The organism is Hyphomonas sp. ske169 (assembly GCF_056850855.1).
Map to the genome: position 1 here is coordinate 2324933 of NZ_CP096146.1, position 25415 is coordinate 2350347.

General features: G+C 52.2%; 19 protein-coding genes and 1 pseudogene. 10 read left to right on the top strand and 10 right to left on the bottom strand.

The features are described from left to right. Positions 1 to 5: 5 nt before the first annotated feature. The 3 genes from MY069_RS11345 to MY069_RS11355 all read right to left on the bottom strand — a co-directional run bounded on the left by MY069_RS11345 (position 6) and on the right by MY069_RS11355 (position 1208). The gene (locus tag MY069_RS11345; protein WP_482793899.1) at positions 6 to 254 is read right to left on the bottom strand and encodes a DUF5676 family membrane protein; all 249 of its coding nucleotides are present in this window, start codon (positions 252 to 254) and stop codon (positions 6 to 8) included. A 376-nt stretch (positions 255 to 630) separates the two neighbouring features. Beyond that, the gene (locus MY069_RS11350; protein ID WP_482793900.1) at positions 631 to 861 is read right to left on the bottom strand and encodes a GDCCVxC domain-containing (seleno)protein; all 231 of its coding nucleotides are present in this window, start codon (positions 859 to 861) and stop codon (positions 631 to 633) included. Further along, positions 843 to 1208, bottom strand: a complete 366-nt coding sequence (locus tag MY069_RS11355; RefSeq protein WP_482793901.1) for a hypothetical protein — start codon at positions 1206 to 1208, stop codon at positions 843 to 845. The genes MY069_RS11350 and MY069_RS11355 overlap by 19 nt, the downstream gene beginning before the upstream one ends. A gap of 39 nt (positions 1209 to 1247) precedes the next feature. Here MY069_RS11355 and MY069_RS11360 point away from each other — a divergent pair, with 39 nt between their 5' ends. Next, a complete protein-coding gene (locus MY069_RS11360) occupies positions 1248 to 1640 on the top strand; it encodes a MerR family transcriptional regulator (protein ID WP_482793902.1) in 393 nt (130 codons plus the stop codon). 159 nt (positions 1641 to 1799) lie between these two features. Here the strand turns inward: MY069_RS11360 and MY069_RS11365 are convergent, their stop codons facing one another. Beyond that, positions 1800 to 3824 (bottom strand): TonB-dependent receptor plug domain-containing protein, encoded by a 2025-nt coding sequence (locus MY069_RS11365; protein WP_482793903.1) that lies wholly within the window; start codon positions 3822 to 3824, stop codon positions 1800 to 1802. 470 nt (positions 3825 to 4294) lie between these two features. Continuing rightward, positions 4295 to 4735 carry a MerR family transcriptional regulator gene (locus tag MY069_RS11370; protein WP_482793904.1) on the bottom strand — a complete coding sequence of 147 codons (441 nt, stop codon included), beginning with the start codon at positions 4733 to 4735 and terminating at the stop codon, positions 4295 to 4297. A gap of 87 nt (positions 4736 to 4822) precedes the next feature. Between MY069_RS11370 and MY069_RS11375 the strand changes: the two genes are divergently transcribed. The 4 genes from MY069_RS11375 (at position 4823) to MY069_RS11390 (ending at position 8229) form a co-directional block, all read left to right on the top strand. Beyond that, positions 4823 to 5431, top strand: coding sequence for a methyltransferase family protein (locus tag MY069_RS11375; protein ID WP_482793905.1), 609 nt, complete (start codon positions 4823 to 4825; stop codon positions 5429 to 5431). Next, positions 5424 to 6080: a cation diffusion facilitator family transporter gene (locus MY069_RS11380; RefSeq protein WP_482793906.1), complete on the top strand. Its 657-nt coding sequence runs from the start codon at positions 5424 to 5426 to the stop codon at positions 6078 to 6080. The genes MY069_RS11375 and MY069_RS11380 overlap by 8 nt, the downstream gene beginning before the upstream one ends. After that, positions 6077 to 6955, top strand: coding sequence for a sterol desaturase family protein (locus MY069_RS11385; protein WP_482793907.1), 879 nt, complete (start codon positions 6077 to 6079; stop codon positions 6953 to 6955). Before MY069_RS11380 ends, MY069_RS11385 begins: the two co-directional genes overlap by 4 nt. A 569-nt stretch (positions 6956 to 7524) precedes the next feature. Further along, positions 7525 to 8229, top strand: coding sequence for a GIY-YIG nuclease family protein (locus tag MY069_RS11390; RefSeq protein ID WP_482793908.1), 705 nt, complete (start codon positions 7525 to 7527; stop codon positions 8227 to 8229). A 682-nt stretch (positions 8230 to 8911) separates the two neighbouring features. Here the strand turns inward: MY069_RS11390 and MY069_RS11395 are convergent. Both MY069_RS11395 and MY069_RS11400 read right to left on the bottom strand, forming a co-directional pair. Then, positions 8912 to 11236 carry a TonB-dependent receptor gene (locus MY069_RS11395; protein WP_482793909.1) on the bottom strand — a complete coding sequence of 775 codons (2325 nt, stop codon included), beginning with the start codon at positions 11234 to 11236 and terminating at the stop codon, positions 8912 to 8914. A gap of 107 nt (positions 11237 to 11343) precedes the next feature. Next, entirely contained in the window at positions 11344 to 12855 is a 1512-nt protein-coding gene (locus tag MY069_RS11400) for a hypothetical protein (RefSeq protein WP_482793910.1), read from the bottom strand. Between the two features lie 95 nt (positions 12856 to 12950). Between MY069_RS11400 and MY069_RS11405 the strand changes: the two genes are divergently transcribed. Next, positions 12951 to 13598 carry a Crp/Fnr family transcriptional regulator gene (locus MY069_RS11405; protein WP_482793911.1) on the top strand — a complete coding sequence of 216 codons (648 nt, stop codon included), beginning with the start codon at positions 12951 to 12953 and terminating at the stop codon, positions 13596 to 13598. Positions 13599 to 13775: 177 nt separating this feature from the next. After that, positions 13776 to 14393: a tyrosine-type recombinase/integrase gene (locus tag MY069_RS11410; RefSeq protein ID WP_482796701.1), complete on the top strand. Its 618-nt coding sequence runs from the start codon at positions 13776 to 13778 to the stop codon at positions 14391 to 14393. Between the two features lie 141 nt (positions 14394 to 14534). On the opposite strand, the gene MY069_RS11415 is transcribed toward MY069_RS11410, so the two are convergent. Continuing rightward, positions 14535 to 15455 (bottom strand): tyrosine-type recombinase/integrase, encoded by a 921-nt coding sequence (locus tag MY069_RS11415; RefSeq protein ID WP_482793912.1) that lies wholly within the window; start codon positions 15453 to 15455, stop codon positions 14535 to 14537. 13 nt (positions 15456 to 15468) lie between these two features. On the opposite strand from MY069_RS11415, the pseudogene MY069_RS11420 reads away from it, so the two are divergent. Then, positions 15469 to 16502: pseudogene (locus MY069_RS11420) on the top strand (IS110 family RNA-guided transposase). A gap of 132 nt (positions 16503 to 16634) precedes the next feature. Here the strand turns inward: MY069_RS11420 and MY069_RS11425 are convergent. Further along, entirely contained in the window at positions 16635 to 17093 is a 459-nt protein-coding gene (locus MY069_RS11425; RefSeq protein WP_482793913.1) for an Arm DNA-binding domain-containing protein, read from the bottom strand. Beyond that, the gene (locus MY069_RS11430) at positions 17090 to 18400 is read right to left on the bottom strand and encodes a tyrosine-type recombinase/integrase (protein ID WP_482793914.1); all 1311 of its coding nucleotides are present in this window, start codon (positions 18398 to 18400) and stop codon (positions 17090 to 17092) included. The genes MY069_RS11425 and MY069_RS11430 overlap by 4 nt, the downstream gene beginning before the upstream one ends. A 558-nt stretch (positions 18401 to 18958) precedes the next feature. On the opposite strand from MY069_RS11430, the gene MY069_RS11435 reads away from it, so the two are divergent. Together MY069_RS11435 and MY069_RS11440 are read left to right on the top strand one after the other, a co-directional pair. Further along, complete coding sequence (locus MY069_RS11435; RefSeq protein ID WP_482793915.1) at positions 18959 to 23887, top strand: AAA domain-containing protein; 4929 nt, start codon at positions 18959 to 18961, stop codon at positions 23885 to 23887. After that, positions 23884 to 25341, top strand: coding sequence for a hypothetical protein (locus MY069_RS11440; protein WP_482793916.1), 1458 nt, complete (start codon positions 23884 to 23886; stop codon positions 25339 to 25341). Before MY069_RS11435 ends, MY069_RS11440 begins: the two co-directional genes overlap by 4 nt. Positions 25342 to 25415: the final 74 nt, after the last annotated feature.

The window sequence follows — 25415 nt, forward strand, 5'->3', positions numbered from 1 at the left end:
AGTGCTCAGGAAGATTTGTTGAACCGGTTGTAGAGCGGCACGAACACGAGAGCGATATACCAGCCGTAGAGATAGCTCTCGATCAGCCCAATTCCGAAGCCAAGCGGCGTCAGGAACTCAAAGCCGGGGAGCAGACCTTCCCAGGCACCATGCATGTGCAGCGCTGGGGGCGTAACAAGGCCCCAGCCGATGCAGATCAAAAATGTAATAGCGAGGAATAGGGACAAGGTATGTCCCACAGATGTGATTTTCATGAAGTCGCCTCCTTTCGGGTTGCGGGCGCAGCGCCGCGTCAGTTGTATGCCGACAGCAGATAAATAATACCCCTATAGGGTATATTCAAGCCTTGGCTATTCGCTGCATTCGCCGCACATTTTTATAATGGTCCTGAAAAACCCCGCCGGTCCGATGTAGTCGCCGTAGCGGGCGCTTTCAGTCCAACGCGAAAGACGGAGAAGCCACTTCCCATATTGGCGACTCATCGAATGATTAGTCTCCAAATAATGTCCGGTAGATGACTCAAAACAGACAATTCAAGAGGCCGTTTTGGTGCGAATTGAAGTCGCTCAGAAAACCCCAAACTGCACAGGGTAGCGATCCCAATGTTTGATTTCGGTGTCTAAGTAATTATTAGCCGCAGCAATCATCGCCGACTTGGATTGGGGGACAGGCTACGTCACCGAACGAGCAGTAAACGCAACAGTCGCCCGGATTGGGCTTCAGAACAGTTCCGCATCCTTTGCAATCATAGAAAAACTGACACGCATTGGTCGGCATCGTGTCTTTTGATTGATGACCGCATTCCGGACAGGTCACCGTAGACTCGGCGATGAAGCCTCCGGTTACATCAAGTTCAGCCATTCCAATATTTCCCTCTCATAAGACGGCAGCATGTACGCAACGCCTGCCAATGCAAAGCCGATCACAAGCAATACGATAACGCGCATGCTTGGTCGTCCATTTCGAAATGCGAAGAACGCGGCCGACGCCAACAAGGCCAAAGTTACCCACTGAAACAGAGCCTGATTGCGGGCGAAAAAGCCAAGCTTGGCAACCAGAGTCGTGCTTACTCCGAGATTTACCAGAATGATCGGTAGTACGCAGCAAGATGCACCGATAAAGGCGAAAAAGCTTGCGACCACACCGCCGCTCGCGAACCAGCCGCCGCGCTTTTGGACGTCTTTTTCTGTTTCTAATTCATCCAACATGTGAGCATGATAAAACCTGTAGTAACTATAGGTGCAAGCATGTCTGACATCACGATTGGGCGATTGAGCTCGGCAACAGGCGTGAAGGTCGAAACCATTCGCTATTACGAGAAGGTTGGGATTATGCCCGACCCTCCTCGATCAGTTGGGAAGCAGCGAATCTACAATCCATCGCACTTAGCGAGATTGAGCTTCATAAAGCGAAGCCGCGATTTAGGCTTCGGATTGGACGCAGTCAGATCAATGTTGGGGCTGAACGACGAAGCGCCCTCCTGCGCTGAAGTTCATGCGCTGACCACCGCGCATCTATCCGAAGTGCGAAAGAAAATTGCTGATCTGAAGCGGCTGGAACGAACATTAAGTGGGATCACAAAAGAGTGCGCTCGAGGCGACACCCCGGAATGCCCAATAATTGACGCCCTATCATCGTAAGCTACATCGCCGGACGCGAATATACGAATAGCTAGCATTGGCTTATCGACCCAATGAAGTCATCACGGGCTACGATCGTGGGACGAGTTTAAGACGCTCGACCAACCGCCCAACACAGCGTGCATTGGGCGGCCAGGTTTTTGCGAACTAAAAAACCAACTAGAATTTCACCCTGATGCCACCGTTCACGATGAACCCATCGTTGCGAGACCAAATGTCGGTCGTCCATTGGCCATCAGGGGCACGTGTCGGCCTCAAGAGCGGCTCTTCTCGCGTTTGTCGGACGTCGAGAATGTTTTCGGCATTGATGAAATAACTGATCCGACCAAACGTTTTTTCTCCAAGGATACCGATATCTAGATACGAGTCGCTCGTGGTACGAAACGGACTGTCTTCAACCCGCTGTTCGCCGGTGTAATACATCTCCAATCCAAGCCTGAACTCGCCGTGGCGTTCCCACATCGCGACCATGCCCGCAGTATGTTTCGGTGTAAGCGCAACTTCCTGACGCCCGGTTCCCAGCTCGTCTGGCTCACTTGAGTCGATATAGACGTAGCTTCCGGTAACTTTGAAGTCTCGCCATACGTAGCGAAGAAGCAGCTCCGTTCCACGAAGCTCGGTTTTGCCGGGCGCGTTGACCAACCGTACGCGGTCCAGTTCACCACCTGGCGCGCTTGCAAAAGGCTCCAGCCTGGTCACTCCATCGACATCCGAGGCAAAGAAGGTTGCATTCGCCTCAATTCCGCCTTGGCGATAGCCAATGTCAAACGATGCCGTTTGTGCGGTCTCCTCGACAATTCCAGATAACGGTTCGAGACGAGACAGTCCGGCTGCTTCAATCTCCTCGACGAACGGGGTCGGAGCAAAGAAGCCGTCAGCGACCGACCCCCGAAATGTCCAATTTCCAGGCCGGTAGAGAACAGATAGCCGAGGGCTGAATTGCGATCCATACTCGCTATGGTCATCATAGCGGGCGCTCACCGACACAGAGACTTTGTCGGTGAAGTCGTGATCGACCTGGCCGAAAATGCCAGGAACATCATAGGTGTAGTCGAATGCAGGGAACGTATCGGATGAGTAAATCTCTGATTGCCATGCGACACCGGCAACCCAATTTGTGCCCGCGTTTGCACCAGATGCGGAGGCCTCAAGCAAATAGCTTTCGTGGAGGTCTTCTTCGAGCAGCGCGCCGAAGCGGTGATCGTGATCTTGAACCATTCCGGATGCACGAAACTGCCCCTCCACAGACTGGGTGAGCGGGATGTCAGCGACCAGTCCGCCGTCTAGCCGAACTGTATCCTGGTCTTGCGGGAAGAAGCTCCCATCTGGAACGGTAAACCCGTCACGTGTTCCGCCATCGCGCTCTTCGGTCATAAAGCCGAGTGTGGCATATACCTCGGCACCGCTGTCGCCTTGCCAGAACAGACGTGGGCGCGCTGTCCACCTTTGATAGCTCGGCATATCGATCCAGCCATCATCATCAAAATCTTGTAGGCCTTGTCGATGCGCGCCTGCTGTCAATGAAACACCGAGGGAATCTGACAGCGGCATTGCGGTGTATGCCGTCAAGTCTTGTCCATCCCGCGAAGTTACATTGAGCAATACTTCGTTCTCGGCTTCTTCTCCGGGTCTGCGCGAGACCAAATTGATCACACCGCCCAATGCCGAGGCTCCGTAAAGTGACGTGGCAGAGCCTTTTATCACCTCGACTTGTCGAAGATCGGTCGGCGGGATTTGAAGCAATCCGATCGACGAGGCTTGCCCTCCATAAAGAGGCAGGCCATCGGCGAGCAATTGCGTATAACGACCATAAAGGCCCTGCACGCGAATGTTTGCCGCCCCTAAAGCAGGCGACGTGATCTGAACGCGGATGCCCCCCGTTTCATTTACGAGTGTCGCGATGTTGCCCGGCCTCATTAGCGCTTTTTCTTCGATTTCTTCCTGGTCGATCACTTCAACGCGCATCGGTTCATCTTGAAGCAGACGTCCAGATCGCGTCGCTTGGACGATGATCGTGTCCAGGGTTTTCTCATGACCATCTTCTGTGTGGTCGTCGTGATTATCGCGCTCTTCATTCTCAGAGGGCGTGGTTTGGTCCAACGTCACTTCTTGAGCGATCGATACAGGGTGCCCCAGCATTGCAAGTGCAACACATGCTGTGGGTGCATAGATGTATTTTGACATTATAAAGGTCCGAAATCTGTTGAGAAATGAACGCGTAAAATGGCGTTCGCGAACAGATTCAGGTTTTCGGGGGCTGCAAGAGCGGCGATATGGATGCTGATATGGCTCGACTGCTCAGAGGGAACCTGTGGTTATCGCCATCCTCTGCCAGGACAGACCTTGGCGGCTGGTTGCCTAGATGAAAATGAACATGACACTGAGCGCACTGATGTAAATGACCGTCATGCTCATGGTCCGCATGTCCTCTATTGGCTAAGTCCTGAACGCCTTCAACAATGCATAAATCGATTGAGCTGGTCTCGATATGGACGGCGTTCGCAAGCGGTGCTGCGAAAATAGATGTTGCGATGACGAACATAACAACAATTCTCATGAAGGTTCTTTGCATGACCGTCTTCATTTGTCCCGTTTGCAGGATGACCGCCCAAATGTCTTTAATCTCTACAGCCACTAGAGCGGCAAGCTGTTTTTTACAACGCTGTTACGCGTTCGTGGGTTTGCGCGATACAATCACTGTGATCGTTAAGCGCAGACATGATGCGGCACTCGCAAACCTTGCCCCCCTCACAGCTCGTTATCATACGTTTCAGTTCCCGCTCCAGGGCTCGGAGTTGTTTCAGACGCGTTCGAACGTTTTGGAGTTGATCCTCAGCGATCGCTTCGACGACCGCGCAGTCTTCGCCGGGATTGGATTGCAGGGTGATCAGCTCCCGGATTGCCTCCGTCGGAAATCCCAATTCGCGGCCATGACGGATGAAAGACAGGCGCTGAACAGCATCATCCCCATAGAGTCTCTGTCCGCTATCACTGCGATCCGGCTCTCCCATCAGGTCGATGGATTCATAATAGCGAATGGTCGTAACTTTCACGCCAGCTGCCTTGGATAAACGGCCTATCGTCATCGGTTTCATCGGGGCGTCACTTTCTCTCTTGCCTCTACAGTCACTGTAGACTGTAGGGATTAGACAATACTCGATGATTTGAAAAGGGTGACGCCGATGTTTGAGACATTGGATCTGAGAAACGGGCTGACAGCAATCATGATCGCAAACGCGATCCTGGCCTTGCCAATGGCGCTTTTGGTGAAACGGGATTTCGCAAGGCTGGGCCGCGTCTCCTGGCCCATGGCGATCTGGACCGGTTTTGCAATGCATGGCCATGCTCTAGCGACGTTCGCAGTGGCGTGGCTGGACCGCGGCTCTGCTTACGATCCGACGCTCTGGTCGCTAATGCCAGGCGGCGCGATCATCGTCCTTGGCGCCTATGTGATCTATCTTGGCCGCAAAGCCTATGGCGATCAGGCGCGGGTGTACGGCCTGAAGGAAAACGAGCTCATTGAGCACGGCATCTACAGGCGCTCGCGGAACCCTCAATATCTCGGCTACTGGCTGATGTTTGTGGGCGCAGCAACGGCGAGCGGATCGCTGCTCGCATTCCTTTTCGCTGTCGCATTCGCGCTTCTGGTTCATGGCTACATCACAATTGTCGAGGAGCCCCATTTGAAGCGCCACTTTGGAGCCGACTACACCCAATATTGTCGGCGCGTTGGACGCTATTTTCATTTTGGCGCGTCTTCAAACCTAAGAACGGAGCCTTCCCATGGCTGATGATTGCGGTTGCAGCGCCGATGAAGAACTGATCGAAAAATCGCCCGGTTACCGCCGCGCGCTTTGGATCGTTGTCGTCCTTAATGTGGGCTATGGCCTCATCGAACTCTTCGGCGGCTATTTCTCGAATTCTCAGGCGCTCAAAGCCGATGCGCTCGATTTCCTCGGCGACGGGTCGATCACTTTTATCGCCATCCTCGCGATCGGTTGGTCGCTCGCATGGCGCGCTCGGGCGGCAGCGCTGCAGGGCGCGTTTCTCTGCGTCATGGCGATCTGGATTTTGTATGAGACAGTTAACAGAATACTTGACCAGAGCGCGGTCGAGCCTTTTGCCATGGGCGCCTTTGCACTTGGCGCGCTTGTCGTGAACCTCGTCGCGATCGTGCCGCTCCTCCCTTACCGCGATGGCGACGCAAATGTGAGAGCGGTCTGGCTGTTCTCACGTAACGATGCGATCGGCAATGTCGCGGTCTTAATTGCTGCTGGTTTGGTCGCGCTGACCGGCGCGCCGTGGCCAGATTTAGTTGTCGCTTTGATCATTGTCGGTATTTTTCTCCATTCGGCATGGGGAATTCTAACCCAGGCACGGCGTGATCTGCGCCAAGCCAATGCTTCGGCGGCATCGCAGCAGGTTCCTTCTGAGTCATGACAGCCTTACGCAACGCGACGCGCTATTTATACGCACCGATTTTCTTTTTTGGGTTTATCGGTGCGGCCCTTTGGATGGTTGAAAATGACGGCAGTAAACTTTGGTTGGCGGGGCTGCTGTTGCCCGCGATCGCTTTGTCTTTCCTTGCCGAACGCATTGCGCCTTTCGAGGCGGCGTGGAACCGCTCAAAGGGGGATGCTGGCCGCGATACGCTGCATGCGATCATCAACGAGGTATCGAATATCGCGGCGATCGCCTTCATTCCGGTTGTGGCGGCGATAACGACCGGGTTCGATGTCTGGCCGAGCGAGTGGCCGCTTTGGGCTCAACTCGGGATGACAATCCTGATCGCCGATTTCGGAATTACAATGGCGCATTACGCCAGTCATAAAATCGAAGCGCTCTGGCGGCTTCATGCCGTCCATCATAGCGTTGAACGGATGTATGGGTTCAACGGATTGATGAAGCATCCGCTGCATCAGGCGATTGAACTTACAGCCGGTACGACGCCTCTCTTGCTGATGGGCATGCCTATGGAGACCGGCGCGCTGCTTGGCTTCGCTGTGGCGATCCAGCTCATGTTGCAACATTCCAACGTGGATATGCGGGTCGGGCCTCTGATCTATTTTTGGGCGGTTGCACCAGGTCATCGCCACCATCACCTCGCTCACAAAGTCAAAGGCGATGTCAATTTTGGCCTTTTCACCATGATCTGGGATCACCTGCTTGGCACATTCGTCAAGGATCGCCCGCAGCCACGAGACGGGGAACTCGGGGTCGCTGGACGCCCCGACTTTCCAGTCCGCTACGCCGCGCAATTCGTCGAGCCGTTCCGTAGATGGGATCGCAACGACAGTACTTTTCCCGGTGATTAAACGATGGCTGGACGTGTAAGTGGGGCAACCTATGGGCAACGTCGGTCCACTTCGAAGCGCTATATTGCGCTATGATCGACTACGTTAGACTACGTTGGGCAACGTTGTGCTTCTTTATTTTCAATGACTTAGGAGAGATCGAAGCGTTGCCAAGGTTGGGGTCGTGAGTGTGTAAAATAGAGCGTCTGAGCCGCAATAGACCAAGTGTTTCTCGATAGATGAGTAAGTTCACACCACACTCACCTAGCGGTGAAGGAAGATACCGAAACTCCAAGACGGGCCGCCATAATTATTGAGCAAAACCAATGCTCTCAGATGCGGTCCGTTTTTGACTTTGCGCCAACTTGGACTCGGACCGTGCGGCCCGTGGTCACAATGTCGTCGATTTGCATGATGATCAAGTCTTTCGATTGGCATTCAATATTTCGCGCAAATTCGTTCGCTATGCGACCCAAATCTGATAGCTCAAATATCCCACGAAGCAGACGAGACGACCCACCCGCACTTGCAGATTGGAGCAATTGCTGTTGTGCTACGGGGATTGCTAATACCCCAAGCAGGACACCAACATGCCATCTCGTGAATTCATACTATCTGAAATCCAGCGAGTTTATGAAAAAAACAACCGCGCCCCGGGCATGGTCGTGTTTGAAAGAGAGACAGGGATTAGAAAACCTGAGTGGTACGGCGTTCATTGGAGGAGTTGGAGTGCGGCTCTTATTGAAGCGGGTCTCGAACCCAACAAAAAGCAAGGTAAACTTTCTTCGGATCGTATTCTTCAACAATACGCTGAGTTCGTTCAACAACTCGGACGAATACCTGCCGAAGTTGATGTGCGAATGCATGCGCGCGATAATGAAAGCTTTCCCTCACACACGACATTTTCGAAGCACTTTGGTAACAAGGCCTCGTTGCTTCGTGCGCTTTCCGATTGGGTGGCCGGACATGAAGAGTTTGCAGCTATAGCCAACTTACTACCCGACCAAGGAGACACAAACACCGTCCAGGAAAGTGCTCAGGAAGGTTTCGTGTACCTTTTGAAGTCAGGCGCTCATTACAAAATTGGTAGAAGTGAGGAGATCGAGCGTCGAGTAAAGGAGATTGGTGTTTCAATGCCTGAAAAGGTCGATCTTGTTCATACGATACGGACCGACGACCCTAGTGGGATAGAAAGTTACTGGCATCGACGATTTGCTGATAGACGTGCAAATGGCGAGTGGTTCAAACTCACGCGCAAAGACATACGAGCGTTCAAAAGGCGAAAATTTCAGTGAGCAACATCAAAGGACAAAGAAATTGAACCCGGAGCTCGTTCTTCCGCTCTTAACGGCATTTGGTCTTGGTTCGATTATAACGGCCCTCGCTCAGTCTTGGTTGCAAAACAGAAGTCAGACGAAAAGACGGAACTTTGAAGAACGCAAAGCGGCATACATCGGATTGTTGGAAGCATACCACGAGGCGGCTGTCTCTCGATCTGACAAGGCCGCCAAGAATTTTGCATATTGGCAAATGCGATGTGACTTAGTCTCTCCTCCAAATGTGCGTAGAGCCATCGCCAGAATCGTTGAGACCAATGACGACGTAGCGGAACGATATGAGGCTCATGACAAGCTAAAGGCGGCCTTACGAGATGATCTAGGCGTTTCAAAAATCTAATGTCTGGCAACGCCCTTTGCTGACGTTCGGCCTTGACCTGACCAACGGAAATTTCTCGCCAAATCGAGACATTAGGTCATAAATCGCGAATGACTGCTTTTTGCAGGTTTTCGGACAAAAGTAGCCAACATTTATGCGCTCATAGTTTGGTTCGTTGCAAACATTTGTCCTTGAAGGCCATAAATCCATCACTAGCGCTCAGTCACCGATGAGGGTTGCCGCACACTATCAAACCGAAAGACGCCGCCAATGAAAACACAGGCGGCGTCAGTAATGTGTCCTGATTATCTGTTGCGAATATCAGTTTCTCAATTTGAGTTGCACACCCCAAGTTTGCGGAGCCCCTACAGCGCAGCGCTGGGGAATTGTATTTGCCACAGGATTTACCCCGCCGAGTTGGCCCCCAAAAGGTTGATCGAAGATCGTCAGGCAGTACCCTTCATCACCCAAATTCTTGCCGAATAGATTGACTTCCCAACGCTCATCATCCGCGCGTAGGCCGATGCGTGCGTTAAAGAGCTGATAGCCTTCCTGGAAAGATTGCGGGTTCTGATTGGTATTACCCCCGATATTCTGATCACCAACATACTGGGTCTCGCCGCGCAGGAAGTATTCTGTGCCGGAGATGGGTGTGAATGCGTCCGTCCAGTCGGCGACAAGTGAACCCTGCCATTCTGGAGCGAAATGCGCTCTCTGCCCGGTGAGGTCTTGCACAGGCCCGCCGGGAAGCGGCGAAGCGTTTCGATAATCTTGGAATTCACTATCAAGATAGGACAGACCGCCGTTGAAGGTCAGTTGATCGAGCGGAGCCCAGACGAAATCAGCTTCGACACCCTGCTGGCGTAATTCACCGACATTGCGCGTGATGAAAGAAATGCCATCGAAGGCCCGGTCCTGGAATCCTTCAATATCCATCCGGAACAGCGTCGCATTCAGCTGAAGGGTATTATCAAGCAATTGCGTCTTGATACCGACTTCGTAATTGGTCGTGTCTTCCTCAGCAAAAACGCGCTGCTCTTCGGTAAGGGCGGGGAACGTTCCATCCGTGTTAAAGCCACCAGATTTGTAACCCGTTGAAACCGTTGCGAACAGCATTGTGTCATCAACCGGGAAGTAGCTGGCATTGGCGAAGTATGTGAATTTTGAATCGTCGACAGTCAGACCCGGGCGGTTTTCATTATCACGCACGCTGAGCGCAATGACGAATGGGTTGTTCACAACGTTTGAGAAGTCAGCGTCCTTCTCGTCGGATGTCCAGCGACCACCAAGCGTGAACGATAATTGGTCATTCACATGATATGTGCCCTGGCCAAAGAAGGCCATGCTTTGAAGATCCTGGGCAAACTCACCATCGGAAGCATCAATCTGCTGTCCTGCGGCACAGCCTTGGGCGGCTGGCAGACCCGCGAGCCCGGCAACGACAGGAATACAGAATTGTGCGCCAAGATCGAAATCCTGACTGATCTCATATGTCTCGTCATAGAAGAATGCGCCCAGGACATACTCGAAGGTCTCACCCGTCGGTGACAGCAGCTGGAATTCCTGACTGAAGGTCTCGTTATTATAGTCTGTCTTGCGTGGGAAGAGCTGGATCGGCAGGCGAATTGCGCTCTCGAAATACTTGGCTTCCCAGTCGCGGTAACTGGTGATTGAACGAAGAGTGTGCCCGGAACCGAGTTCCCAGGACGCATCAACCGCAACGCCCCACTGTTCATCAGCCAAACTGTCGCGGTGATCCTGATAGATGTCGTGATCGAACGGGTCGTTTGTCAGAATTTGCGCTGCATCAGGCCCCGCAAGCGCCTGAAGCGTACCCAGAAATACCGGGCTTTCTGTGCCATTCAAAAATTCGATCGCCTGACCGCCTGAGTTGATTTCGCCATAATCGGCAGAGACCTTGACTTCTAAATTGTCACTCAAGTCGAACAATAGCTTGCCACGGATATTGAAATCATCCTGTTCGCCATACTCCTCGTTCGTCAGCAGATTGTCGCCATAGCCGCCGCGCTCTGAGTATTTTGCGCTTAGACGCCCAGAAACCTTGTCGCTAAGAGGGCCTGAAATTACGCCGCCAAGGTCAAAAGCATCATAAGAGCCGAAACCGCCTTCAACATAATACTCGAAATCATCAGACGGATTTTTTGTACGCACATTCAGAGCGCCCATCGGCGTGTTGCGGCCAAAAAGCGTTCCCTGCGGACCGCGCAGAACTTCAATCGCTTCAAGATCGATCAAATTGCCAATGACAGACCCCGGGCGCGGATAATAAACACCGTCAATAAAGACACCGACAGACGGTTCGATGCCTGCATTACCAACCGAGCCGACACCGCGAATGGCGATACGGGAATTGGTCTTTTGCGATGAACTGGTGATGGTGAAGTTTGGCGAATAAAGCGAGATATCGCCAAGCGTCTCGACGCCAGAATCTTCGATAAAGTCTTCGCCATAGGCAGAGATGGAGATTGGGACATCCTGAACGTCTTGTGCCCGCTTTTGTGCTGTCACTGTCACTGCAGTAAGACGGCGCGCTTCCTGCACCTCAGTGCCGTCAGACTCTTGTGCGCTGGCGAAACCTGGCACAAGCGCCAGGCAAACGCCCGTCATGAGAATGGATTTATACATCGATATTCCTCCTAAATTTTTCTATGTTGATGATTATTTTGTTCGAACGAGCGCCTCAAGCAATTTGCACACGTCCTATCGCTGTCAGCCACTGTTTGATGTTCATATCAGTCCGCTGATTTGGATCGCGGCATACATGGAAAAAATGTCTCGATCTGGTTGGGAAGGCCGTATCTGGAAACCGGAAGGTACTGGCCCATCACCTTTTCGAGATTTTCCTGGCGGAAGACGCGTTGAACCGAATGATCGAAATCTGGCGCGGTCAACATGTGCCGGATTTGCACGACAGTCACATCTGGGTCGAACAGGCCGTCACCATCTTCCGCCATCGGCAACCAGCCGATGCCACATTCAGGGACAGCATTCCTCGGACGGTCTTCTTCCCGGCTGATGACCACCGTATAGTAACCGCGCGCATCGAGGGGTATTTCTTCGTCAAACAGACAATCATTGACGCGCGTGTTTGACAGCCCCTGATTAGAACAGATTGACCAATACCGTAATTCGCCATCGCCCATGACCATGTCGCCCTTGTGTGTTGTGGGCGTGGAAGGGGCTTTACCGCGCAGCATGAAGACTTTGCCATGCTTGCGATTGATAATCGTGCGTATGTAGTGGTTATCAAGGTTGGGGTAGAATCCGCCTTCAGACCGCCGCGCATCCGGATTGGTGTAGCCTGTGTAGATGCCAAGCAGGCTCTCCCGGTCGAGTTGGATGAACCATTCAGCCGGTATCTTGGAGGGCCAGGTGTCAGGTTTGTCCGGCTGGTTGATCAGTTTGCGATATTCCGATGGCGGCACGCCAACAGCGTCGAGAGAGATCGCCAGCGGTTGACTTGAATTCAATTTATCGCAGGCGTCCTGGCCACGCAGCTCCGTGCCATCAGGATAAACAAGCACAGGCTCAGGCAGGCTGACACCGCCATCAGGTGCCTTGCGGTCATCTGGCAAATATATGCGATATAGCACCATCTGTTGATTGCCCGCTCCATAGCGCGGGACATGGAGAATATTTCCACTACTGCTCTCAGTACGCTCTCCAATGGCGCGCTCGTTCTCAGGGGCCGCGCTCACCACTTTTACAAAATAATCCCGGTTTTTGCTGTCCCTGCGGTTGCCGGGAATGAAGGGATTGATGCTGCGGCCATTATCATCGACGTCCTGTGCATGAGCGACGTTCCAGGCAAAACGAACCGGCTTGCGCTCTGGTGCGAGATCCGCGCTGGATGGACCGTCGGGGGCCGCGCCGGGTGCGATCAGATAGTCGGCAAGCGACTCGACCGGGCGCCCGCGTTCGTCATAGGAAATCAGAGACATGTAGCGCGAGTAGGGATACTCGCCCTCAATGCGTAACTCAGCGTCATCCGGTACGGTGAAAGTGGATGCCCAATAAAAGACGTTGGCATCTGGATAGGCAAGATTGATATACGGATCAGCGCTGTGCGGGCCACGCATCCAGAAACACGTTCTGGGTCCGGGTATTGGGCCGAATGTATCAGCCGTCTCGATGGCGTCTCCCGTGGCGATGCTTTCCGCATTTTCATCGGCAGACTCGACTTGCCCACAGCTCGCGAGTGCCAAAGCTAACACGCAAATGCCTACACTAAACTGTCTCAGCATAGCTTCCTCCCTTTTTGAATCCGCTACGGCAAAAAAGACATGAAGAATGCCAAGAATTGTGCAATTCAAGCATCTGTCACTCAGGAGATGCAAAAATGCCTCATGTCACCCAAGCTCGCGATCGCTTGCCGCTACGCCTGTTTGATTTCCTTGCGGCTTCGGGGCGACGCGAACACATCGCAGCAGGCAGACTCGTTTACCAGCAAGGTTCACCAGCCCAAAGCTTTTCGCTTATCGTGTCTGGACGGATTTCAATGTTTCGAACCAGTGAGGATGGACACTCAAGCGTGGCCGCCATTCTGACAGTTGGTGACGCCTTCGGACTTTTCCCGCTTTTGATGAAACGCCCCCGATCGCATACAGGCGAGACCATTGAGGATTGCGATTTGATCCAGATTAGCGAGCGGGAACTCTGGGAGCTGATCGATTCAAATCCTTCTGCGCGCCGCGAGTTGATTGGCTTTTTGAGTGACCGTCTGGGGCGCGCCTTTGATACTTTGGAAGAAGAGCGTCGTCTTCCGCTGGCGCGGCGCCTGGGCAAGCGCCTATTGGAGTTTTCGGAATTCGATGATGAAGTCTCGCTCAATCAATCCAGACTCGCTCACCAAATGGGCGTGTCACGCAACACGATAGGGACTGCACTCAAGAAGATGTCCGGGTTGGGTCTAGTCAGCACTAACTATGGTAGGACCGTTATTCTGGACAGGCCGGGACTCACGCGGTGGGTTTACGGGAAAAATTGAAGAAACACTTATTCGATCAGGCTGATAAGTTTGATTGGATTCAGCGATTTCGGCATTATTTGCGACTGCTCCCACTCGCGCAAGCCGCTGAATTGCATGCCTTCATCGAACCAGCCGCATGGTGTGGTTGGACCATTGAAGGACTCAGATATGCAGGACGATCTATTTCAATCACTTATGTCGGAAAGCTTCCAAACATCTAATCACATCGCTGGTGGAAAACTGACAGGCCAAAAGCCAGCTTTAAAAATGAAGGAAGTCTGGGCCATTCGCACACGGCTCGAACTTGAAGGTAACACGCGGAGCCTCGCTATGTTTAATCTCGCAATCGACAGCAAGCTACGCGGCTGTGATCTTGTTAGAATCAGGGTGAGTGACATCTTTGCCGGAGGTGAGGTGAAAACCCGCGGAGTGATTATTCAGAAGAAGACCTCGCGACCCGTTCATTTCGAGATATCAAGGAACACTCGCAAAACAGTCAAAGCGCTTATCGACGAGAAAGGCCTAAATTCCGAGGACTATCTGTTTAAAAGCCGAGTGAGATCATCGCCACACCTCTCGACGCGGCAATATTCCAGGCTGGTTCAACACTGGGTGGCATCAATCGGTTTGAATCCGGCAACATATGGGACCCACTCTCTACGCCGAACGAAGGCAGCTTTGATCTATCGAAAAACCGGCAACTTGCGAGCCGTTCAGCTTCTATTGGGGCATAGCAAGCTCGAAAGCACAGTCAGATATCTGGGCGTTGAAGTCGATGATGCTTTGGAAATATCGTCTAGTATAGATCTATAAATGTATGGAATGGCAGGGGTTGGAATACCCCTGCTGTTTTTCCATCGTTAAACTACGACGTGGTTTCGCCAAAGGGCGACACTCGATGACACAATCTTAACGGCAGCTTCGGGCCAATCTCGGTCACCTAACCTGAGAGGTTCAAACGGCTGCTTCGCACCCTGATTCCAGACATTCATGTATCGATTGCGAGACCCTGTCCGCCGTATCAGCCAAATGCCGCGCATCAAGGTGGGCATAGATTTCGGTTGTCTGGGGGCTTCGGTGCCCTAGCAACTGGCCCGCCATGCTGAGTGTTTCGCCAGTCATGATCGCTTGGCTTGCATAAGTGTGGCGAAGGTCGTGCAAGCGGATTTCACGGGGCAATCCGATACGCTCCCGGATAGATCGCCACGGCACATCCAATGTCCCGATAGGCTTGCCGGGGTCGTGGCTGGCAGGGAACACATAGAGTGACCGCGTGCCCTTTCGCCGACGCACCAGGATTGCTATGGCGGGCGGCGTCAGAACCACGTCCCGACTGCCGGTCTTCGATGCCTTTAGCCGTAGCCTGTCCTCAAGAACTTCAGCCCACTGCAAGCGCGAAATTTCTCCGGACCTGCAGCCAGTCAGCAGGATCAGGTGGATAGCATCAGCCACGTCCAGCCAGCGCAGCTGGGGCGCTTCCAGCCAAGCTCCCAGCTTTGCGAGCTGGTTGGCATTCAGGAGCCGTCCCCGCGCGCGCCTTGTGTTCTTGCGGATCGGGCTCGATGGGTCTGGGGCGTCACGCGGTAGGCGACCCGTTTCTCTTGCAAACTTCAGAGCAGTGCGCAGATGCGTGAGCGCCTGATTGGCTCCACCTGGCCGTCGAGCGCTGTAGGCGTTGAACCACGCTGCTATCTCTGCGGTTGTCAACCGATTGATCGGACGGTCTCCGAAGGTAGGTAGGAGTTCGGCGTTTAGATAAGTGGTCACTGCCTTAATCGTGCTGGGTTTCCAGACGCCCGCTTTTGATGCTGTGGACGGCGTGTCCCACCCAGCTCTACTGAGCTGGTAATGTGAAGGTATCCACACCGCCAACATTAGGAGCACGCCTATGGATAAGAGTATCACAGTTATTGGCCTAGATTTAGCCAAGTCGGTTTTTCAGGTTCACGGTATCAACACGGAGGGTGAGGTTGTCGTTCGTCGCAAACTCAGCCGGTCGCGAGTCCTCGCCTTTTTCAATCAGTTGGAACCGTGTTTGGTCGGCATGGAAGCCTGCGCAACAGCGCACTATTGGGGCCGTGAGCTGAGCGCACTTGGGCATGAAGTGAAGCTGATGGCGCCCCAGTTTGTGAAGCCGTATCTCAAGAGCCAGAAGAACGATATGCGTGATGCGGAAGCGATCTGCGAAGCCGTCACCCGGCCAACGATGCGGTTCGTTCCTATCAAAACACCAGATCAACAGGCGCTCCTTGCCCTGCATGGTGTACGCGATCATTGGGTGCGTTTATCGACCCGGCTGATCAACACATTACGGGCTACTTGGCTGAGTTCGGTATCGTCGCTTCCAGAGGGCGGATGGGCGTTGAAGCCATCCTCGACACGCTGGCTGACGATCAGGATGATCGCATCCCCGACCTGGCGCGGGAGTGCCTGCTGCCGCTCGCCAGCGAGCTCCGACACGTGAAGCGGCAAATCTTGGAAACGGATCGCAAGATCCTCAAGGCCCATAAAGCCAATGCCATCTGCCAGCGACTGGAAACGATACCCGGCGTCGGACCGGTCATCGCAACACGTGTGGTCGCTGAAGTACCCGATCCAAAGATCTTCAAATCCGGTCGCGCATTCTCCGCCTGGGTCGGGCTTGTGCCTAAACAGCATTCCAGTGGCGGGCGAGAGCGGCTCGGGAAGATCACCAAGAAGGGCAACCCGGAGCTGAGGCGCTTACTGGTTACTGGCGCGATGTCGATGATCATCCGAGCGAAACAGCTCGGCTTCACGAAGCATCCATGGCTTAGCCGTTTGCTCGAGCGTAAACCGATGATGGTGGTTGCGATCGCCATGGCCAACAAGATGGGCCGCATGATCTGGGCCCTGATGGTCAAAGGAGAGAAGTTCAATCCGGCAAAGCTAATGCCGGCATAAAGTCGCCGCGCTGAACAGGCGCAAACGAGATTGGTGAGAGCATAAGGAGGTCATGCAGACCCGTAGGTTCAACAAGTGAGGACAATCCACCTGCGAGCAAGCACCCTTGAGTGCGTGCTTTTGTAAGGAACCTCATCTTGCGGAACGCATGATGGCCAGCGGCGTCTGAATGCCGCTCGAATAGGCCGAACAGATGCCCGCTAACGGCCAACCTGCAGATGACCAACTAAAATCTCTTGCCAAGGGGCCGCCGTCCACAGATGCTTGCAGCAGGCAGTGGCTGAGTTCGCGGAACGTGATGGCCGGTTCGTCCGCGCACGCGAGTTGAATGACAGTTTTCGGCTGGTGCTCTGTGCGCAATTGGAACGCACGGGTTCGCGCTTCGTCGGCATTCATTGTGTTTGGCGATCCAATCGTGAACCGGCGCAGCTTGCCTTCAACACGCATCCTCAAAATCCACGCCTTAGAACCGGATGGCTGAACGCGAAGGGCAAACCCTTGTAGCGCTACGTCTGCCAAGGCGTATTCCCGGCACTTGGGCTTTGCCTTTCGGGCCAGCGCATCGGTCAAGTGTCTCTTCGCCCCGCTCATTGCTCCATACCCTCACTGCTGGCACGTGACGCGCGGACGTCCTTGAAGTGCCGGGCAAGTTTCTGGCGCAGAGTAGATAGGCTAATACCGTTGATTTCGGCAAAGGCGTCCATCGGCAGACCTTGGGCGAGGAAGTCGGCGACAATGCCTTTGGGCAGAGGCGCAGCCCGGAGCTTCTGCGCGGCCAGAGCCTCGCCCAGATGATCGGCGACCCGCGCAGCCGCTGCGCGAACGGGTGCTTCGGCAAACTGAGCGTAGCCTGCTGTCGTCTGCAGGTCTGAATGCCCCAAAAGACCTGCAACGGTTCTCAGCGGTTCGCCCGATGATATGGCAACCGATGCGAACCCGTGCCGAAGGTCATGAAGCCGGAGAGCGGAGAGGTCTGCATGTTCGCGAACGCGGTGCCAAATCTTGTAGAGTTGGTTGTTGGAAACAGGTTTGCCGCGTTTGGCGAAGACGTAGTCAGAGAGAGTCGGCTGTTCAGCGAGCAGTTTGAGAGCTGGAGACCCAAGCCAGATGGCGCGAGGTCCGGTCTTGCTGTCGGGCAACGCCGCCCGTTTTCCGTCGATCATACTCCATTGCAGGAAACGCGCCTCGGATTTGCGGCAACCTGTCAGGGCAAGAAATCGAAATATATCAGCTTCCACAGGCCAGCGCGTTTCAACGCTTCTGATGGACTCGCCAAGCCGTCCATAATCTTCAGACGTCAATCTATCGGCCTTGAAGCTGGACTTGCGTCGCCGGAGCCCCTGGCAGGGGTTAAGCCCCGGCGAGCGCAAGCCCAGCAGTTCTCCGTGCCGAATGATTCCAGACAGAACGGCAAGGGTGCGGTTCCGGGTTCCGGCAGATGCATCGAGACCGGACCACCATGCGGCAACATCCTCAGCAGTTAGCGAGGCAAGGTCGCGGGTGCCAAAGGCGGGAACAATGAAACGCGAAATAACATAGCGGTGCGCCTTGATGGTGGCCGGTTTCCAGTTGGGCGCGCCATCCTTCAGAAACTGGTCTGCGAAATCTGCGACCGTTGCTTTTGGAGTTTCAGGCACCAAGGCTGGCGCAGGTGTCGCTCCAGACAATTCGTCTCTCGCTTCGCGCGCAATCTCTCTGGCGTCAGCAAGGGATAGATCATGCAAAAGCCCGAGTGAACGGCGGACTGTTTTACCTTCGATCCGGGTTTGTAGATACCAGGTGGGGTTACGTCCGGCACGGAAACGGATGCCGAGACCGGGTTCTTTGTCATCCCATTTAAAGCGATCTTTGTCGGATGTCTGGTTGCGGGATGCTTTCTTGGTTTGTTTGGCGAGCATGGGATTACCTCCTGATGCTTCCCCGTCAGGACACAAAAGACTGCACATCCCGGGGAAGCGCTCAGGACACACGGGGAAGCAGAAATCCGGGTCCAAGCTGGCCTGCTCGATGAAAGTAAAGACGGACGAAAACGCCATCTTCTTGATCACCACTCTCAAAGTCTAAGCCTCTGATAGTGCAGCGATATTTCTTCAATCGAACCCACGCGTAACAACTCAGTCATTCTCCAAATGCCTCGCGAAAGAGACGTTGGAAAAGAGAGTTTCGGTATCACACCCCATGCACCTAAACGATGCGTATGAGGACAAAACATCAAGTTCGGAATGGCAAGGAAAACAGAGGACAACTCTTTCACCTTTGCCGGTCAGACGCATAATACGCTTTCGGGTCTATCGACCCTTAGGGGACTCTATTTCACGAAAACTGTCGGATCAAGATCGAATCGCCATTCACACGCAGCACGGCGAATTCCGTTTAGTTGAGCATGCGTTGGTTCTTCCGAACCATTGAAATTGCCGTATAAGTTGGTTCTCAATTTGGTGTGTGGAGATGAGTTGGTGAAAATTATCAATTGTGGGTCTGGTATACATGCACGCGAGGTTGTTGGCGTTAATGCACTGCAAAAACTACCCAGAGAGTGGTTCGCCTACACAAACCTAGATCTGATATTTTCGGCTCACAAATCGCGTGAAATAGACGTTGTACTCGTGGCACCCGACAGAGTTATGCTTATTGACTTGAAAGATTGGAAAGGTCCGATCAGCAGCTCAAACGGAAACTGGCTGAATGGCGACCGCAATCTAGGTGCTTCGCCAGTTCAAAAAATGCTGCAAAACGTACGCGACCTGCTTCCACTGATGACGGCCCACATTAAGCAACACAGCAATGGAAAGCGTCCAAAGGTCCCCACCATTCAGGGCTTCGTTGTCGTTACATCAAAAGCTGATTTTTCAGGTCTGGACACTAATGAGCGCAAACGCGTTTTTCAGATTGAAGATTTTGTCAATAAAGTTGCTGATCCGAAAAGAAGAGTCGCCGCATTCGGTCCTGCTTTTGGTTATTTTGTTTCGAATTCTCTGCACCAGGAGCCTTGGAAGAGGATTACCTCTAGCTTTTTTAATGCAGGAAGTGGTGTAGTTGAACCCGGACGGCGGTTATATGGAAATTATGTTGCGCAATCCGAAGCAGCGACATTCGAACATCCAAGAAAAGTATATTCTGAATACGAAGTTGAGGACCGGAATAGCGCTACAACTTTTGGCACCTTGAGACTTTGGGACTTCACTCAAGCAGACACCCGGTTTCAAAATGAGGATGGCCGAAATGAAATCGCAGGCCGAGAGCGTGAGGTGTTCGGATTTATCCGTGAACTAGGTACAGATGCTGAGCAAGCATTGCTGGGACTAGTTGCGGATGATCCGGAACGAGGCGTCAAATTTTGGGAAGTGTATGATCGGAGGAAACGACTTAAGCGATTTAGAGACTGGATAGTCTCAGATGGCAACAAACTAAACATTGATGACAAAATCGAAGTTGGTCGCCAGATAATTTCAAGGCTAGAAAGTCTTCATAGAATTGAAGTCTCGCACCTCGACATCGGTTCGCACAGCTTGTGGATCGAACGCCCCTCCACAATTCGTATTTCACACTTGATGGCGGCCCGAACCCCTGAGGTGAAGTCACTGGGAACCGATCGCTACCAATTTTTATCTAGTGCGATTCTTCCAGAGGATATTCTAGATATTGAGGACGCGCATTCGATGCCCAAAGACGTGTTCTTGGTGGGCGTTCTGCTTCATCATCTCTTCTTTGGCAAACCGCCCTCCGCTAGTGAGGGCCAGCCTGCCGAGTGGGATGCTTCTATTGATCCGCTTCGTGAATATGGCGCTTTGCATTCCTGGTTTGAGACCTCGTTGGCTCTGGACCCGAGTGATAGATTTCCAAGTGCTGTTGAAGCATTGAGCGCTTTTAACCGATCGACTGAGGCTCGTCCCACGCGAGCTGAGATCAGCTCTGGGTTGGAGAATTTTTCCGGTAAGTACGCTTCGCAGCGAGCCCTTCTTAGCGCTTATCCTGAGACCGAGCTCTTGGAGGAAAGCGCCGAGGTCGAACAATGGAAATCGAGAGTTGATGGCAAAACGTTTCTGGTGAAGCTTTGGAAGTCTGTTTCGTGGAACAACAGTCAAAGAGAGGGCGCGAAGATACTGGATTTCCTCAGTCGTGCTGATGAGTACAGCAAGCGCGATTTCGACAGCTTCGTCTCTGTGAAAGAGGTTGCTTGGCTTGGAGATGCCATTGCGATTGTTCAAGAATTCGTCGACGGACGGGTGCTTAGAGAATTCATCGAAGACGATCAAACCATTGAAGGTTTGCGTGGCCTAATTCTCACCGTAGCTTCGAAGTTAACGAAAGCTGTTTCAGATTTTCATGCGCTTGGAATGACGCACGGAGATCTAAAACCGGACAACATCGTACTCAAAGACGGTGATGTAGTGGAACCGGTGATCATTGATAGCCTTGATTTCGCACCACAGGCAGACGGTGAAATTTGTACAAGCCGATATTCTCCGAGCCAAGGCGGCAGGTTTGAACGAGATCGTTTTGCTACGGTAGAAATTGTTAAAGAGCTACTAGACCCCATAGCATCAGAATTTGATGATATTGAGATGGCTATTGGTGATCTAAAAAAGTGCCAGACGGGGGACTTGGCAAATACAACTCTTAGTCCGGTTTTGGAAATATTGTCGGGCCTAATCGCTACAAAGGAAACAGTCGAAGTTACAAAAATCGTCCTGAAGTCTCCGGGGTTCGAAAAACATGCTTTTGTGTCCGATGAAGGTGGATTTCACGTTCGATTACACCCCAGTCGATCGCGGTTTATGGTGCGGGGGTTATGTGAAGAGCTTGTCATAGACTGTGATCTTGAAGCCCGCCCGACCAGCGTTTTTAAGCGTTCAATTGAGCAGACTAAGATTGAACGAATTGCGCAACACGAGATTGCTGTTTTTAATGGCGAGATTGAAATCGAAGCCGGGTCAACTCGCAACTATGAACATTTAAGCATAATCACTGAATTGGAAGAATTTCGCAACGCCTGGGCGGCACGTGAAGCTACTCCAGATCATAGTAAGCGAGAAGATCAGGAAGAGCCAAACCCAGAAGGCGATGCCGCACTTGATCAATTGTTCGGTCAAACAAAAATACCGAGCGAGACCCCCGGCGACGTTGACGTACGTGCCCTGTGGACTTCCTTCGTTGAATCTGAAGAGGAGTTTTCAACGTTAGGTACCGCGCTCAGTAACAGTACCTACCGAACAGACCTCAAGCGACATGTTGTGCCTTTCGAACTCGAAGCTGGCACGCTGGACTATTCGCTTTCAGATACTGTTGGAGTTCTGAGGCAAGAAAGAAGGGGGAATTGGCGTCGCGTAGGTGTTTTGGATATTCGCCGTTCGTCGAAGGATTCGGTGGTCATTGAGAGTAGTTCGGCAGATATTTCCATCGCGTCTACTGATTTGGTGAGAGACGGTCAGCTACTTAAGTTCACAAGCCATTTCGAAGAAGAAAGTCTTAGGCGCAGAAAAAATGCGATTGAGCGGGTCGCATCAGGCAATGCGGGGATCAAGAACTTGATGGACGCATTTGCCGCTCCAGTGGCAACCACTGTCAACGCCGAATGCTTGCCAACTGACGAAGAGCTTGACCGTTACGGCCTAAACTCTGCGCAGGCCGAGGCCTTAAAGAGAGCCGTTTCAATACGTCCACTTGGACTGGTGCAAGGACCGCCGGGAACGGGAAAAACAAAATTTATCGCCGCGCTTGTTCACTATGCGCTGCACAAAAAACTAATAAGAAATGTTCTTATAGCGAGCCAGTCTCATGAGGCTGTCAATAATGCAACAGAGGCAGTATTGAAACTGTTCTCAAATGAAGAGAGCACGCCTAGCCTAATGCGGGTGGGCAATGAGGCCGTCGTATCTGAGCCGCTTATGCCATTTCATACCCAGCAATTGGAGGCGCTGTTCAAAGACCGTTTCCAAGCCGAATTCCGTTTGCGTCTCGAAAATATTTCGAAGTACTTGGGCGATTTTGGAACGATGTTTGAGCCGCTAATGCGGTTGCAACTCGTTATTCGGCCGCTGATCACTCAGTATCGCGCTACTGCTAAATTAGAGAGCTCTAGCGAGAATAGTGCCTTGAAAAGATCTTTGCAAAATAATCTGCAAGCATTGGGCCTCAGTTTCGACGAAGATCAAATTCTGGACTCCAGCCTTTCGGTGTCCGACTTGTTTGGTAATTTCGCTGCCCAAATTAATTTGCTTCAGCCAACCAATATGCAGGTTTCGCCAGCAGCTCTTTTGAAGTTTCGACAGCTGGTGGAATTGTCCCAAGATTTCTTGTTTACCGAATCCAGCGCGCGAAGAAGTTTTGAGCCTTTCTTGGCTGGAACTCGTCAGCTGGTATCTGGAACTTGTGTTGGACTAGGACGCCCTTCTTTAGGACTAACGGCTTCATATTTTGATCTCGTGATCGTCGATGAAGCGGCCCGCTGCACATCGAGTGAATTGGCAGTTCCACTTCAGACCGCGCGGTGGGCTGTGCTTGTTGGAGACCACAATCAGTTAGAGCCTCTGCATTCATTCGAAGTTGTTAGCCGAGTCCGCCAAAAAACGGGGCTTCCCGAAAGCGATGTACTCGCTAGTGATTTTGAGAGAATGTTCGATAGCTTTGATGGCACAAGTAGCCGCACAGTACTTGATACGCAGTATAGAATGTTGCCACCTATTGGCCGACTTGTTTCGAGGGCATTTTATGATGGGAAGCTGAAAAGTGGTAGGACAGAACCAATCTTACCACCGGGCATTCTGCCTGCGGAGTTCAACGCACCGATCATCTGGGCCGAAACTGACGGTTTCAAATCGAATGCCTTTCAATCAAAAATTAGAGACTCGAGTAGTTTGCGAAACGGCAAAGAGGCTGATGTGGTCCTCGCCCTTCTGAAATCGCTCGATGAATGTGAACCCTTCCGCAAATATGTTCAGTCACAAGGAAAATTTGAGCACTTGGTGGGCATAATTTGTATGTATGCAGGCCAGAAAGAACTTTTACGGCAAAAGGTGGCGCATCTCAGACTTAGCGAATCTGTGCGTCGAACCATCAAGATCGATACTGTAGATAGCTACCAAGGCAAAGAAAATCCCATCGTTATAGTTTCTTTAGTCCGGAACAATCGTGACCTGCAAGAAAACGGACAACAAAAAATTGCACCAGGATTTCTGGCCAAAACTAATCGCATAAATGTTGCGATGAGCCGAGCAATGGATCAGCTTATAATAGTTGGAGCTCGACATTCTTGGCCCGAACAAAACCCATTGTCGAAGCTGTCTGACATCATCAAAGATCAGGAGGACGAAGGCAACGCATCTACCTTGGATGTCGTTGGGTTGTTGAAGCGCGATTCTGCTGAAAACGAGGTGGCGAAATGAGTAAGGTGCCAAAAAGGGCTGTCTTGACGATTAGCGGGTCGATGACTCAGCAAGAGGCGGACGAATTCTACCCCCTTGGCGTATATGATTGTTTGCTTCCATGTCGTTTATTCGATGTGACTTACAAAGCTGCGGTTCCCAAGAATTTCTCTGTACTGAGCGAATTCGTTTTGAGGCTGATAAAGGCCACCGGCGAAATTGATGAGAATGACATCGGACATTATTTTGGTCTCAACCATCGAGAGTTGAGCTATGTTCTGGTTGAGTTGGATGAGGCTGGTTATCTGACGCGGGGCGACGGTCAAGTTTGTTTGTCGGCGGCGGGAGAGCAGCTATTCACACACGATTCTCCCATCCCCAAGATTTTTGCCGTTGAAGAGTTGTCAAAGCAAGTTGGCATAGATTTGATTTCATTGTGCCTTGAAGAAAGAAAGAGCCTAACCTTTGCAGAGCTAAGGTTTCCTGAACTGGCGATTTTGGACGCTCCCGCCGCATCAAGTGCAGGAGATAAAGTAATTAGTCTATTCTCACGCAACTTCTCGCAGTTTTCTTCATCGGCGACTGGTAGATGGCAAGATCGTCCAATTCTCTATTCAGTGGATGGCGCTACTCCGTTAAGCCGTTTTTCTGCAACCGTAAGGATCAATATTGGAAGTAAGCCACGGAGTCCTACGTCAGCTGAAGTCAATCTATCGGATTGGGGTGACAAGTATCAAATTGAAGACCGGGTCGACATTCTGCGTGCCGTGCAGGACTTTGCGGAAACACTATACATTTCTAAGAGTGATGATGCTGAACGATCCTTTGAGGTCCTAACAACCACCGCAACTGAATTCCTCGCCGAGTGGACCCGTTCGGATGGACTGGCGATCCGTCGCTACTACAATGAATGCCTCGGAAGGGTCGGTGAAGTTAGATCAGACCGGAAGACGATTCCTGTCCTCGGAAGCTTGTTTGTAAAAGAGAACCTCAGGCGTTTGCTAGACCAACTTAAATACGCATCAACGCCTGATCATTCGCCAAAAAGCATATTCTGGATTGCTCCAAATGTGCCCCACTGGGGTGCTACCAGAAATCTCTCTGAAATCGTAGCAACTTTGCAAGACAGATATGGTGAAATCGACAATTCGCCAGATGTAATTGGTGTATGTGCAAAAAATGCTGAGTGGGTTCTTTCGCGGGTTTTTGATAAAACGATAGATAACGAAAGGCTTGGCGTCCCACGAGGGTTGGAGGTTCTCTTGATCCCAGATGTTCTCTGCAGTGTGATCGTGCATGAACCGCTAGAAGCCCCACGTGGTTTGCCCGTACCCTTGGGTTATATCAGCAGGGACTCGAAGGTGATTGAGAGAACACGGAAGCTTCTTTCAGACTTGGGCTCGACTGATAAGACGCTTAGCGAGTTGTTTTCAGATATTCGGCCAGGACCGCCGAATGATTTATCGAAACGATGAAATGGCTATGATTGCGCGTAAGCGGCCCAGCATTTCCGGGAAGTTGCTACGATTAAAAGCCGATGCGTACGTAC